13 protein-coding genes and 2 pseudogenes are annotated in these 13,639 nt (G+C 60.4%); 5 read left to right on the plus strand and 10 right to left on the minus strand.

The annotated features are described in order from the left end of the window. A pseudogene (locus MOV75_RS10170) lies at nt 1-309 on the minus strand (efflux RND transporter periplasmic adaptor subunit); the annotation flags it as partial. 233 nt (nt 310-542) lie between these two features. Between MOV75_RS10170 and MOV75_RS10175 the strand changes: the two are divergent. From MOV75_RS10175 to MOV75_RS10185, 3 genes and pseudogenes are all read left to right on the plus strand, one after another. Then, nucleotides 543-1,121, plus strand: a complete 579-nt coding sequence (locus MOV75_RS10175) for a TetR family transcriptional regulator (protein ID WP_246919210.1) — start codon at nt 543-545, stop codon at nt 1,119-1,121. 29 nt (nt 1,122-1,150) lie between these two features. Then, the gene (locus tag MOV75_RS10180) at nt 1,151-2,002 is read left to right on the plus strand and encodes an alpha/beta fold hydrolase (protein WP_246919214.1); all 852 of its coding nucleotides are present in this window, start codon (nt 1,151-1,153) and stop codon (nt 2,000-2,002) included. Nucleotides 2,003-2,225: 223 nt separating this feature from the next. Continuing rightward, nucleotides 2,226-3,312, plus strand: a pseudogene (locus tag MOV75_RS10185) (iron-containing alcohol dehydrogenase). Between the two features lie 284 nt (nt 3,313-3,596). Here MOV75_RS10185 and MOV75_RS10190 read toward each other — a convergent pair. Beyond that, nucleotides 3,597-4,229, minus strand: coding sequence for a 2-hydroxychromene-2-carboxylate isomerase (locus tag MOV75_RS10190; protein ID WP_246919217.1), 633 nt, complete (start codon nt 4,227-4,229; stop codon nt 3,597-3,599). Between the two features lie 233 nt (nt 4,230-4,462). Here MOV75_RS10190 and MOV75_RS10195 point away from each other — a divergent pair, with 233 nt between their 5' ends. Further along, nucleotides 4,463-4,975 (plus strand): helix-turn-helix domain-containing protein, encoded by a 513-nt coding sequence (locus MOV75_RS10195; RefSeq protein ID WP_246919307.1) that lies wholly within the window; start codon nt 4,463-4,465, stop codon nt 4,973-4,975. A gap of 306 nt (nt 4,976-5,281) precedes the next feature. Then, nucleotides 5,282-5,749, plus strand: coding sequence for a MarR family winged helix-turn-helix transcriptional regulator (locus MOV75_RS42450; protein WP_258719512.1), 468 nt, complete (start codon nt 5,282-5,284; stop codon nt 5,747-5,749). A gap of 90 nt (nt 5,750-5,839) precedes the next feature. Here MOV75_RS42450 and MOV75_RS10205 read toward each other — a convergent pair whose 3' ends face one another. The 8 genes from MOV75_RS10205 to MOV75_RS10240 form a co-directional block, all read right to left on the minus strand. After that, nucleotides 5,840-6,103 carry a PepSY domain-containing protein gene (locus tag MOV75_RS10205; RefSeq protein ID WP_246919223.1) on the minus strand — a complete coding sequence of 88 codons (264 nt, stop codon included), beginning with the start codon at nt 6,101-6,103 and terminating at the stop codon, nt 5,840-5,842. 160 nt (nt 6,104-6,263) lie between these two features. Beyond that, complete coding sequence (locus tag MOV75_RS10210) at nt 6,264-6,899, minus strand: response regulator transcription factor (RefSeq protein WP_246919226.1); 636 nt, start codon at nt 6,897-6,899, stop codon at nt 6,264-6,266. Nucleotides 6,900-7,061: 162 nt separating this feature from the next. Further along, on the minus strand, nt 7,062-7,691 hold the full coding sequence (locus MOV75_RS10215) for a response regulator transcription factor (protein WP_246919229.1): 630 nt from the start codon (nt 7,689-7,691) through the stop codon (nt 7,062-7,064). A gap of 86 nt (nt 7,692-7,777) precedes the next feature. Further along, nucleotides 7,778-8,809 carry an ATP-binding protein gene (locus MOV75_RS10220; protein ID WP_246919232.1) on the minus strand — a complete coding sequence of 344 codons (1,032 nt, stop codon included), beginning with the start codon at nt 8,807-8,809 and terminating at the stop codon, nt 7,778-7,780. A gap of 522 nt (nt 8,810-9,331) precedes the next feature. Then, complete coding sequence (locus MOV75_RS10225) at nt 9,332-9,568, minus strand: hypothetical protein (RefSeq protein WP_246919236.1); 237 nt, start codon at nt 9,566-9,568, stop codon at nt 9,332-9,334. A gap of 33 nt (nt 9,569-9,601) precedes the next feature. Next, nucleotides 9,602-10,249 carry an outer membrane beta-barrel protein gene (locus MOV75_RS10230; protein ID WP_247005576.1) on the minus strand — a complete coding sequence of 216 codons (648 nt, stop codon included), beginning with the start codon at nt 10,247-10,249 and terminating at the stop codon, nt 9,602-9,604. Nucleotides 10,250-10,552: 303 nt separating this feature from the next. Next, a complete protein-coding gene (gene arcA, locus MOV75_RS10235) occupies nt 10,553-11,815 on the minus strand; it encodes an arginine deiminase (protein ID WP_246919242.1) in 1,263 nt (420 codons plus the stop codon). Nucleotides 11,816-11,841: 26 nt separating this feature from the next. Continuing rightward, entirely contained in the window at nt 11,842-13,275 is a 1,434-nt protein-coding gene (locus tag MOV75_RS10240; protein ID WP_246919244.1) for a basic amino acid/polyamine antiporter, read from the minus strand. Nucleotides 13,276-13,639: the final 364 nt, after the last annotated feature.

A 13,639-nucleotide genomic window follows, 5' to 3' on the forward strand; every position in this document is an offset into this window, starting at 1 on the left:
GTCGGTTTCGTCAATCCGCATCAGCGGCTGACCGGATTTGACCTGCTCACCGACGTTCACCAGTCGCTCGACGATCTTGCCGGCGACGCGGAAACCGAGATTGCTTTCCACTCGCGCGCCGATGGTCCCGGTGAAACCGCGCTCGGATCCGCTGACCCGCGAGGCCGTGACCAGACGGACCATCGGGGGCTCCTGCCGGGGGTCGCTGACCGCCGAGGCTTCATGGGAGGGAATCGCAAGAGCAACGAAGGTCGCCACCCCCGCCGGGACCAGAATACCGGCCAAAATCGCAAAACCCCGCATCTTCATTGTCAGTCTCCCGAATTAGATTTCATACGAACTCTATATTCCAGTTAGATGTCGAATGAAATCTAAAACGAGAGGGAGGCAACAAGAATGTAATTTTGTCCCTAGGAAGGCGTAAAAAGGGGTGGCCGGAGCGGTTCCATCCTAGTATTTCGCCTTCCGCCTCTTGATAGATTGCGTTCGGCTTCTATTTGCCGTAATAGAGTTCGAATGCAATCTAAATATGGAGGGTGCTAATGCGTGTCAGTCGCGCTCAGGCCGCGGAAAACCGCCAAACCGTGATCGATGTGGCCAGTCGCCTCTTCAGGGAGCGCGGCTTTGACGGCATCGGGCTCAAGGATCTGATGGAGGGGGCCGGGTTAACCCAAGGCGCCTTCTACAAGCAATTCGCGTCCAAAGTGGATTTGGCGGTCGAGGCGTCCCGGCGCGCATTGGAGAGCGCGTCCGGCCGATGGTCGGATGCGGCCACTCAGAATCCCGATGATCCGCTTGGCGCCGTGATCGGGTTTTACTTCAGCGGCGACCATCGCGGAGAAAAGATGGACGGTTGCCCGATCGTGGCGCTCGGCTCGGATGCCGCGCGTCAAGGCCCCGAGGTGAAGGCGGAATTCGAAGCGGGAATCAAAGCGCATCTCGACGTGCTCGGCGGCCTCATCGCCGGGACCGGCGATGAAGCCTCGCGGGGCAAGGCCATGGCCATTCTCGCGACGATGGTCGGCGCGGTGACGCTGTCGCGCGCCGTCAACGACCCCGATCTGGCTCAGGCCGTTCTGGATGCCGCAGCCGAACAGGTTCGCGACGCCGCTGCCGCTTGAAAGCGCCCCTCAAAGCACGGAGAGATCTCATGCTCAGCATGACCGAAGCCAAACCAAGTTTGCTGAAGATATCGAACAAGCTAAGCATACGTTTTCAAAAGACCGGCAGCGGGCCTCCGCTGCTCCTCATACATACGATCCGGACGCAGCTCGAATATTTCCGCGCTCTTGCGCCCCTCCTCGCCAGATCGCACACGGTGTACGCCATTGACCTCCCGGGCCACGGCCACTCACCAATCGATGCAGGCGCGAGCTTCGACGAGCCCTACTTCAGGCGAGCCGTCATTGGCTTCATCGAGGAGCTCAATCTCTCGGACCTCACGATCGTCGGCGAGTCGATCGGCGGCGCATTGGCCCTCACGGTGGCGGCATCGCTTCCGCAGCGGGTGAAACGGGTCTTTGCGGTCAACTCCTATGACTATGAGACCCGCTACGGCGACGGCATTCGACGCGGCAACTGGTTCGCGAATTTCATCATCGGAAGCTTGCAGGTCCCGGTGCTCGGCGCGATCAATGCATCGCTCGAAAACAAGCTCGTCCTCGGCAAGATCATGAGTGGCGGATATCACGACCCCGGCAAACTGCCGGCGGATCTGCTTACTGAGTTCGATGAAGTTGCCCGCCGCCCGGGATACAAGCGGGTCGCACGCAAGGTGCTGGCAGGCTGGCAATCCTGGAGCAAGGCCCGTGATTACTATCGGCAGATCTCAGCGCCCGTGACGCTCATTTATGGCGATAGCGATTGGTCTCGTCCAAACGAGCGCGAACGCACACGCGCGCTCATTCCTGCCGCGCAGATGCTGACACTCAAGAATACCGGCCACTTCTCGGCCGTCGAGCATCCATCGGAGCTGGCTCGCTTGATACTGGCGGCAGAATGACCGCATCAGCGACAGCGAACGCCACTCATCCGGCGAAGGCGACAGTCGCGATTTAACTCTCAGCACGTTGCAGAGCTCCAACGTGCTGAGATACCGACGCGAACTTACATAATATAACGCCTGGCTGTCGGGCATCTGGTGGGAGGACAGAATACGCAAAACCGGTGTACATAATTTTCCGGCAATTGACCGTGTCATCTATGGCAAACTCGCCTCTGAAGCTATCCGCGAAGAGGCCGAGAGACTTGGCGCAAAGCGCGTCTTCCTCATCGCCAGCCGAACCCTGAACTCCAAGACCGACGAGATCGAGAAAATCCGGCGCGCGCTCGGCGACAAGCATGCCGCGACCTTCGACGGAATTGCGCAGCACACGACCCGCAAGCAGGCTGCCGAAGTCGCTCGTCACGCAAAGAAGGCGCAAGCCGATCTCGTCGTGGCTGTCGGCGGAGGGTCCGCGGTCGATCTGGCCAAGATCGTCATCATGGCGATGGAGCACGATATTCGCGATGAAGCTGGCTTCGATCCCTTTCCGATGGGGCCGGGCGTGAGCCAATCGCCCTTCCGCTCGCCGGCAGTCCGGCAGGTCGCGGTGCCGTCGACGCTGAATGGCGGGGAATACAATGCCGCAGCGCTCGTCACCGATGAGCCAGAAGCTGAAGCAGATCTTCTTTCACCCCCAGATGATGCCGGTGGCGATCATTCTCGACCCCGCCCTCACGCTTCATACGCCGACAAAGCTCTGGATGGGATCGGGCACACGCTCGATGGATCACGGCATCGAAGCATTGTGCTCGCCGCTCGGCACTCCCTTGGCTGACGAAGTCGTCCTGGCGGGCATCCGCACGCTGCGTGAGGGAATGCTCCAGACCTTGCGACAACCCGACGATCTCGAGGCACGCCGATTGTCGCAATATGGCTCAAGGCTCGCGTCGTACGGGCTGCAGGCCCGCGTTCCCATGGGCGCAAGTCACGGCATTGGCCACGTGCTTGGCGGGACGTTCGACGTTCCCCACTATTATTGCACACCCGTCACCATGCCGAGCCTTCTTCGTTACAACAAGCCAGTCACCGAGGAGGCGCAGAAGCGTCTGGCGGCGGCTCTGGGCGCTCCGGGTGGCGAAGCCGCAGATGCCTTTGCGGAATTCACCAGGAGACTTGGACTGCCCGGGCGGCTCGCCGAGGTCGGCATCGGTGAAGACAAGTTCGATCAGATCAGCAAGATCGCGATCAATCATCGCTTCGTAAAGGCCAACCCGCGCCCCTTCAAGGACGAAGCCGACATCGTCGATCTGTTGCGCATGGCCGCGTAGCCAGCGGCACTGGGAAGGCAACGGAAGCGAGGCGATCCCGCCTCGCTCGTGGGGCCTCCAAGCCGGGAAGTGCGCGTTCGTGAGTTCAGACAGGCTCTACGAAGGACAACGCCAGGCATGATCGCCTCCGCTCCGACGGCCGAACAACGGCACGCCGAAATTCCGGGGTCAGATCGAGCACGCGAACGCCGTGAAGTGGGCCGGGCATAGGCAGTCTCCCTGATTTTACCTCTGTTCCGGGTCCGAAAATGGCTTTCGCCATTCAACCCGGACAGTCGGCGCCGTCAGGCCGTCTTGGAAACAGGTTGTCTCGTTTGCTCGACGATGGACTCCTCGACATCGCGGATCTGGTCCTTGCCGAAGAACATTTCCCTTCCGACGAAAAAGGTCGGAGAGCCGAATGCTCCTCGGCTGACGGCGTCGGTGGTCAGATCAATCAGCCGCTTCTTGACGTCATCCTGCTGTGCACGCGCCATCAGCCGATCGATATCGATGCCCGAGGAAACAAACGCGCTGCGGAAGATTTCGAGATCGTCCATTTTCTTCGGCTCTTCCCACATGTGATGATAGGCGGCGCGAAAATAGGACTCGAACACGCCCTCGAACTGGGCGGCGACAGCACCGCGCATCAGCATCAGCGTGTTGACCGGAAAGAAGGGATTCTGGCGAAATTTCGTGATGTTGTGGCGTCGGATAAACCGCTGGATCTCCAGCGCCTGGTATTCCGGCTTGTTCTTGATTCCGTGAAGCGATTCGAACGGCGACATGTTGCCGGTCGCCTTGTAAATTCCGCCAAGCAGAACCGGGACGTAGGTGAATTTCACGCCGGTCCGCTGCTCAATGCCCGGAATGGCCACTTCCGCCAGATAGGCGTTCGGGCTACCGAAATCGAACTGGAATTCAACTTTCAAGGTCATCGCGGCTTCTCCCGGAGATCGCATGGCAGGCACTGGCGATCCACCCGCCAGCCCTCGTTTCATTCACCATATAGTTCTAAAATAGAACTGTCAAATGTACCGGCACTATGGCTGGTTTCCCATGCCTGGAAGGGGATTGTTTGGAATTTAGTGCCTATCTAGAATGGAACGGACCGCGCCCGGCCTCCGCGAAACTTCGGAACGGCCCATGCCGGCACGACTGGAGCGTACGGATGAAGTGGAAAGAACTCGAGGAAGAGCCGTGTTCGATGGCCCGAACCATCGGCGTGATCGGTGATCGCTGGACGCTTTTGATCCTGCGCGAATGCTTCCTGCGCACGCGCCGCTTCGAGGGGTTTCAGTCGGCGCTGGGAATCACACGACACTTGCTCGCCGAACGGCTGAAAAAACTGGTTCGGCAAGGCATCCTGCGCCGCATTCCCTACCAGGAATCGCCCAAGCGCCACGAATATATCCTGACTCAGAAAGGCCTCGACCTCTATCCGATCATGATGGCGATCGTGCATTGGGGTGATACTCATATGGTCGACGAGCGCGGCCGCCCCTTGCTGCACCAGCATCGCAAATGCGGAAAGGACTTCGATCCGGTCATGGTGTGCGCCGAATGCGGCGAGCCGCTGTCGGCCAAGGAGGTTCATACTCACCCGGGGCCGGGCGCCCGCGGCCTCCCGGAGAAAAGCGCACCGGAGGTCCGGAAGACAAAGACGCGCTCGCGCGCCGCTTGAGACGGCAGCGCACGCCACGCTGCCGCGACGCTGAATACGCTCTTACACCAAGACCACATCGCGGCCCGGTTCTTTGGCGTAGAGACGCTCGATCTGCTCGGAGCGAACTTTCAGCGAACGCCGCGTGCGGAAGCAAATCGCGGCGCTGACGTAATACGTAAATTCTATTAATGAACTTATTTGACCCTGTGTGCGCTGTGGGAGCGCAGGCATCGGAGCCTGAGCCGTCACGCTTCCTCGCGCGCGGTTTGGGACTATCGACAACAAACGGAAGCCGTGTGATATCTTGGGTTTGAGAGGGTATTGATGCCGAGAGCAGCAGCAAAATCATCCGATCTGGTCGATGACCCAGCGCGCTGTAACTGCAATCAAGTCCGCCGCGCAGCCAGGCGTCTCTCCCGGTACTATGATCTCGCGTTAGCCCCGAGCGGGCTCAAATCGACGCAATATAGTCTGTTGAGTTATCTCGTGACCTCAGGGCCGATGACCATGGCCCGGCTCGCCAAGCTGATGTCGATGGATCGTGCGACCACGGGCCATAACCTGAGACCGCTCGAGCGTGACGGTTTCGTTGAGATTTCAGTCGGCGAGAATGACCGGCGGGAGCGCATCGTCACCGTTACAAAACAGGGACATCGGAAGCACGCCCGAGCCTTGGCTGCATGGCGGCGCGCGCAGACAGCCTTCGAAGAAGCCATGGGCGAACGGGAAGCCGCCGATCTGCGCGATTTGATGAACCGGGCCGTTGACGTCCCTCTCCCCCGCCCTGAGTAGATCGCATGGCGGAATGTGGCGCTCCGGCATCGAGCGCCTGACTTCGCTTGTGCGCCGGCAATACCGCCTGCGACAGTGGGGGAACCTCCGCTAGCGATCAGGCCTCGCGGATATGATCTCGCCCGTCTTGGGATCGGCGTGAAACTTCATCTTCTGACCATCCTTGATGCCTTCGCCTTCCCAACGGCCGTCATCGGCTTCTATTTTGCTGACGAGCGTAAAGCCCGACTTGAGAACCTTGTCGATGACTTGCTGAATGGGCATCCAGTCAGCCCCCGGCCGGTCGGCATGCGCGATGCTTACGGCAACTGCCGACAGGACGACTGCAAGAACAACAGGTGCACTCCTCTTCATGCGAACCTCCTTGTTGCGGGGGCTGACAAGTCTCGCAGCATTGCGGAACCAGGACACTCCCGAATTCAGCCTAGGGCGATAAGGGATAAATACCGACACCACCGGCCGTGGCATAAGCGACACGGGCCTACAATCGTTCCGTTGTTCGGCCGGCGGTCTCTCAGGGCGCCACCAGTTTCTTTCGAATGGCGTAACGGACCAGTTCAGCGGTCGACGACATCCCCAGCTTGCGCATCGCCGAAGCGCGATGGGTCTCGACGGTCTTCACGCTCAACTGCAGAATGACGCTTATGGACCTGTTGGTATGTCCTTCCGCGATCAATTGGACCACGCTCTGCTCGCGCGAGGTGAGCAGCATATCCGACTTGTTCAGCTTGTTGAGCTGGTAGTCGCGGAGCAATTTCTCCAGCAACACGCTGGTGAAATAAGGTCTGCGATCCAGCAGCGCTTCGACGGCGGACAGCAGGTGTTTCCTCGCATCCGATTTGAACAAGAAGCCGCGGACACCCGCCAGAATGGCCTCGGTCAGCAGCTCTTCGTTTTCATGCATCGTCAGAATCAGAATTTCACTGCGCAGGTGAAGTGACTTCAATCGGCGGCTGACCTCCAGCCCATTCATGAGGGGCATCGAATAGTCGACGATCACGACGTCCGGCTTCGTCTCCAAAGCCAATGCGACGGCCTGCTCGCCATTCGTTGCTTCGCCGACAACGATCCAGTCGGAGCGCGTGTCGACGATCGCGCGCAGCCCTGAACGCACGACTTCATGATCATCCGCAATCAAGATGCGCTTCACGGCATCGTTCTCCTATCCGACCGCAATCGGCGGAGATAATCGGCAGCAGAACAGTCGAGCGATGATACCGATCGCGGGCCAGAGCATTATCCTGCAAAACCCCGAGATGGCCGGGCGAATGTACCGACGCGGCCGCGACCACCACCCCCCAGCAAGGAATTGTCACGCCTCGACCAGCTGCGCGCGGACGGCGTATCGGACCAGGCCCGCAGTCGAACTCACGTCCAGCTTGCGCATCGCGGCGGCCCGATGAGCCTCAGTGGTCTTGACGCTGAGGTTGAGGATCGCACTGATGCCCTTATTGCTGTAGCCTTCGGCAACCAGTTTGACGACGAGTTGCTCGCGCGGAGTGAGGCCCGGGTGCCTGTCTGCATTGCTGCCAGATCCGCCGTTCAGTTCGTTCCGGCACTTTTCGCTACAGAACCGCTTGTGCGCCAGAAGAGAGTCGACGGCCGCCATCAGCAATCTGTTTGCGTCCGATTTCACCAGGAAGGCGCGCGCACCGGCCTCAAATGCCTGCTGGGCGAGTAAACCGGAGTTGTGCACCGTGAAAATCAGGACCTCGGTCTGCAGCGGATATTCCCTGATCCGCCGCGCGACCTCCAGTCCGGTCATCCGCGGCATGGAAAAATCGACGATGGCCACGTGAGGTCGGCTTTCGATCGCCGCTGTGAGCGCCTTTCCGCCATCGTTCGCCTCGGCGACCACTTCCCAGTCCGCTCGTTGTTCGAGCACCGCCCGCAAGCCCGACCGTACCGCCTCGTGGTCATCAGCGATGAGAAAACGCTTCATGGCGAGCACTCCAGTGTCTCTACTCGGCGGCTGGGGCCGAAACGAACTCGTTCCACCTACCGCCGGTGATCAGTGTTTTTCTTCCCTCAGTGGGCGCCTGCGGGGACTCCCATGACAGTGGCGTCCTTTCGCCGGTTTCGCTTGTTCGTGACCAAGGCATGCGGAAAGACTGCGCACAGAACCGTGCCGGAACGATGCGTTGCCGGATCGGAGCGGATCTCCAGCGAACCTCCGATCTGCTCAAGTCTTGCTCTCATGGCTGGAATTCCAACGCCGGTCGATATCGCCTGGTTCGCGCGGCCGGCCTGAAGCCCGCGCCCGTTGTCGCTGACGGTCAGCCGAAAATGGCGGCCGGTCCCGTCAATGACGATGCTCACCTCCGTTGCCTTTGCATGGCGGAATACGTTCGTGAGAGCTTCCTGAACAACCCGAAGCAATGAGCGCTGCTTCTCGTAGGGCAATCGATCGACGCCGGCCAGGATCCTGGTTGTGACCCGCAACGACGTGCGCGCCGCGAATCCATCGGCATAGTGCTCGATCGTGGCCTTGAGCCCTTCGGCTGTCAGATTCTGCGGGTGCAGCAGGTAGGCAAAAGCGCGGATTTCCCTGAGCGCCTCATCGATCGACGCGTCGATCTCATCGCAGAGGCGCTCGGCCCCGACGGGATCGCCCATGCTCCGCCGCATCCGCATCAGACCGAGACTCGCGGCAATCAGGTGCTGACACGTCGAGTCATGCAGATCGGACGCGATCCGCTGCTGGATATCCTCCTGAATGGAGAGCAAATTGACGCTCGCCTGCGCGGCATCCGATCGTTCAACGTCGTTTTCGAAAAGTCCATTGCGCGCGACGCGATGGCTGCCGATCAACCGGACCGCACCACTGGCCACGGTGTCCATGATCGGAACGATGGTCGTTTCCATGTTCTGGGGTTGGCCGCCAAATGCAAGGCGGTGGCGAATCCTGACCTCCGTTCCTTCTGCGAGGCACGCGCGGAGAGCTTCGCTGACGGCTCTGGCGTCGTCCCTGCCGAGACAGTGGGAAACGTCCATCTCCCGGATGTCTTCCGACGAGACGCCGAGAAGAAGCTCGAACGCCGGATTGATCCCCTCATACACGAAGTGCACTCCAAACGAAGGGCGTACTGCAAAGAGGAGATCGGGCGAGAAGACCCAGTAAAGGCGTTCGCAGGTTTCTACCGAGCCAAGTCGCAACCACCCTCTGACCCTGGTTCCACTCGACTCGCAGGCGGGCGAGCTATGTAATTTCACGGGACGCACTCACTATTCACCGGTGACGCCCGACGTTGAAGCTCAACATATTTGAAGCTCAATATATTGAGGCTAAAGATCGAGCGTCTCCTCCCTGCCCCGCCGGCGAGAGTATCCATCAACGGATCAGGAGACGCGCGCCCTTGGGGTCAGCAGATTATACACCGTCAGGTTGCCCACACCACCAAGTAGTATTGCTGACGGAATAAAATCTTGCATCGGTGGAGGCGACATCGGGAGGGATCGGATGTGCAGTTTTTGCCAGATTATCCCGCTGCAATTCAAATATGGTGCAACAGATACTCAAGCGCAGCAAATAGCTTTCACGATTGCGTCGCGGCAATCGCACCATGGCTGGGACGCGATGTGCTAGCGGCTCATATCGCCGCTCGTGTTCGACTTGTTCTTCTTTCCTTTCTTCGCGTTTCGGGCTGCCTGTTGAGGCGGCGCGATCACCAGCGGATGAGACGGCACCCGTAGCCGCTGTGTGCCGGCATCGTCCCTGAGTGCGTCGGTATCGAGACGCTGGCTCCGGTCGGCAGAGTCGCGCGGGTCCGCGGCTGCGGCGGATGCTGCCGACAAACCGACAATGACCCCGAACAGCACCCAAGCACGCCTCAACATCATCTTGCAGACCTCTCAAAAGGCAAAGTCAAGCCGGGGACCAATCCTGAGATCCCTGTAGCGCCGCACCATGACGTTCGATTCTCGTGCCTCGTACAGCACACTCGTCGTAAGCGAAACGTTGCTGGCAAAATTATACTTCAGGCCGATATCCGCGGAGTAGATTTGATCCTGTCGTCCCCTGTTCAGCCCGTCGGTGAACCAGAACGCTTCGAACAACGGCGTGCTCACGATCGACCATTGCGGATCGAGCTTGACCTCAATGCCGAGCAAGGCATCGAAGCGCCAGCGGCGAGCTTCCGCAAGGTCGGAAAACCGGTAGGTCAACAGCAACAGCGGCGAGAATGTCACATTGTTCACGCGAAAGTCGCGCGCCACCGAGCCCATCACGTCGTCTGAGGTGAAAGCGAGATCGCGATAGACGCCGTCGAAATCGTATCGGTGCTCGTAGATGGCGGAGAAGCGCCAGCCGTCCCAATTCTCCGTCAGGCGTGCTCCCATCCGCGCCACTGCGGCATTGCCGTCCTTCTCTCTCGCAAAGGCGTCATATTGTGCGCGTGCATAGAGCCGGTACGACAGGTCATCTGTGAGGTTCCCGTCCAGCCTGACGCTTACGTCGGGCTCATAAAAGAAATCCGACTTGCGATTGTCGCGGCTGAACAAGGCATTATCGGTAAAGTTCGACGTGACGGAGCCGACGACACTCCAGGACGGAGCGGAGTAATACGGTACGGGGCTGCTCGCCTTCAGCTCGGTGGAATCAACGTCCGCTGCCCAAGCAGTGCCGGCTCCCAACAACCCCAAGACCGACAAAAGAGCTCTCGACCCGCGCATGGTGCTCCTCGATGGCTTTTGCGTGCACCAGGAATCGTCTTAGCCTGGGCGACGATTTTGGCGTGTTAGTGGTACGATTCAAAATCAGTGATTGAATCGATGGACCCAACCCAACCAGTCGATCCGCATGGTCTAGTAGTCCGCCGGATCCCTGGTGATCGGGCAGGTCATGCAATGACCGCCTCCCCGGCCCCGCCCGAGCTCTGCCCCGACGATGGTGACCACCTCGATCCCTTCCTTGCGCAGCAAGGTGTTGGTGTAGGTATTGCGGTCATAGGCGAACACTACGCCCGGGGAGGCGCAAACCAGATTGGCGCCGCTGTCCCACTGTGTGCGCTCACGCATATAGGCGTTGCCTCCGGTCTCGATCACACGCAGTTTCTTCAGGCCAAGGGCTTCGGCCACGACGTCCACGAACGGCTTTTCATCCCTGCGCAGCTCGAGGCCGGCCGAATTGTCGGCTGGCCGGTAGGAAAAGGCCGCGACGTTGTTGACGATGTCGGGATACAGCAGAACGCAATCCCTGTCCGCGAACGTGAAGACGGTATCGAGATGCATCGCGGCACGGAGCTTCGGCATCGCAGCCACGATCACGCGCTCCGCCGCCTTCTTCTTGAACAACGCCGCGGCGACTTGGCTGATCGCCTGCCGCGAGGTGCGCTCGCTCAACCCGATCAGCACGTTGCCCTTGCCGATCGGCATCACGTCGCCGCCTTCCAGCGTCGCAAGACCGTGGTCCCGTGTCGGATCGCCCCACCAGACATTGACCTTGCCGGCGAAATCGGGATGGAACATGTAGATGGCTGTCGCAAGGATCGGCTCTTCGTGCCGCGCCGGCCAGTAGAGCGAGTTCAGCGTGACCCCGCCGTAGATCCAGCAGGTCGTGTCCCGCGTATACAGCGTGTTGGGAAGCGGCGGCAGCAGATACTCGGTCATCCCGGCGGCTTCGCGGACGAGCTTGAGCATCTCGCCGCCATGGGCGTCCGGGAAGTCATGGGTCGAAACGCCCCCAATCAGCGTTTCGGCCAGGTCGCGCGGCTTGAGGCTTTCCAGGTAGCCCCGCAGCTCATCAACGAGGCCGAGGCCGACCTGATCGGGAACCACCTGGTTGTCGAGAATCCACTTCCGCGCCTCGGGGATCGCGACCGTCTCCGCCAACAGATTGTGCATCTCGACGACTTCGATGCCGCGGTCGCGCATCTTCTGCACGAAGTCGAAATGATCGCGCTTGGCATTTTCGACCCACAGCACGTCGTCGAACAGCAGGGTGTCGCAATTGGACGGCGTGAGGCGCTGATGGGCGCGGCCGGGTGAGCAGACCATCACCTTCCGGAGCTGACCGACCTCCGAATGGACCCCGAAGGAAACCGAGCTGTCCGATGCCTGCTTTGCCATGGGAATTCTCCCGGGAGTTGCCTTGCCTAGATGGTGATGTAGCCGGTGGCCAAGCCGTGGATCCCGACGGCGGCGCCGACGGCGGCGGCGATGAAGATGACCCACTCGACGGCGGTAAAGACCCTCGCCTTCTGTTCCAGACGCGCCCAGAAGTAGAGTGCCGTACCGGGCGCATAGAGGATCAAGGACAGCAGCAGGAACTTCATTCCGGCGGCGTAGATCAGGAATAGCGTGTAGATGACGGCGATGCCGGCGAAGACCATGTCGCGCGTTCTGGCGCGGCCGCTCTTCTCATAGGTCTCGCCCCGCCTGCTCAGCTGAAGCCCATAGGCTGCGACGAGGAAGAACGGAATCAGCGACATCACGCTCGTCAGATTGAGCATCAACGCGAACGCATCCTGCGACCAATAGGTGCTGATGACGAAGAGCTGAACGATCACGTTGGTAAGCCAAAGCGCCGCAGCCGGCACCTTGTTCGCATTTTCCGTGCCGAACAGGGCCGGCATGTCCCTGGTCCGGCCGGCGGCGGAGAGCACCTCGGCGCAGATCAGCGACCAGGCGAGATAGGCCCCCAACACCGAAACCAGAAGCCCGACACTGACGAAGATCGCGCCCCAATGTCCGACGACAGCTTCCAGCACCGTCGCCATCGACGGCTGCCGCATGCCGGCGATCTCGGCGCGGGGAAGCACGGCATAGGGCAGCATGGTCACGAGCACCATCAGGCTCGTCACGACCGCAAATCCCAGAATGGTCGCAGCGCCGACATGCGCGCGTTCCTTGGCGTAGCGCGAATAGACGCTGGCACCCTCGATGCCGAGAAAGACGAACACGGTGACCAGCATGGTCGCGCGAATCTGCTCGAACAAACCCTTGTCCGGCATGCCCTCACCGCCCCCGAAATTCGCTCGAAACAGGTCTGCCTTGAACCCGACGATCAGGATGACGATGAAGACCAGGATCGGGACGATCTTCGCGATCGTCACGATCGTGTTGATCGCGGCCGCCTGCTGCACACCGCGCAGGATCATGAAGTGGAACAGCCAGATTCCGATCGAGGCGACGACAATCGCGATCACGGTGTTCCCATCGCCAAAGACCGGAAAGAAAGCGCCCAGCGTCGACTTGATCAGCACCCAATAGGAGACGTTGCCGATGCAGCTGCCGATCCAGTATCCGAAAGCCGACAGGAAGCCGGGATAGTCGCCAAACCCCTCCTTCGCATAGGCATAGACGCCGGCATCGAGCTCGGGCTTTCGTTCCGCCAGCGCCTGGAACACCCGCGCGAGGGTGTACATGCCGCCGCCTGCGATGCACCAGGCGAAGATGGCCCCGAACGGTCCGGTGGCGATACCGAAAGTTCTCGGCAGTGAAAAAATGCCCGAGCCGACCATCGAGCCGACCACCATCGCGGTCAACGCGAACAGCGAGAGCTTTTGGATTGACGACGTCTCAGTCATGTGAAGACCTCGCGACACGAGCGAGCGTTGCGTCCCGGTCGATCGACTTGCCCACCGGTTGCACCATGCGCCTTGCGCCGGGACTGGAATATCGGGTGATTACCTAGTCGAGGATCGGGATTCTCCTCGCCAGCGGAGCGCTCACAATGAAGCGGAAGCTTCGGCTGCTGGCTTTTCTCCGAACCAGGTCACATAGATGGCTGCCGGGCCCATCTACGTCGGCCTGGGCCATGATCGCATCACTGGGCTCCGGGGTGTCGCACGCGCCTTGCCGTTGGGCGTCCCGGCCTTCGCCGTCGCGGGTATCACGCTGGTGGGCGTGCAGCCGAGCGGCGCCTCACTGGCGAAAGAGCTCCTGCAGCGG

Origin of the sequence: Bradyrhizobium sp. PRIMUS42, assembly GCF_023006515.1 — a bacterium.
Classification (GTDB): domain Bacteria; phylum Pseudomonadota; class Alphaproteobacteria; order Rhizobiales; family Xanthobacteraceae; genus Bradyrhizobium.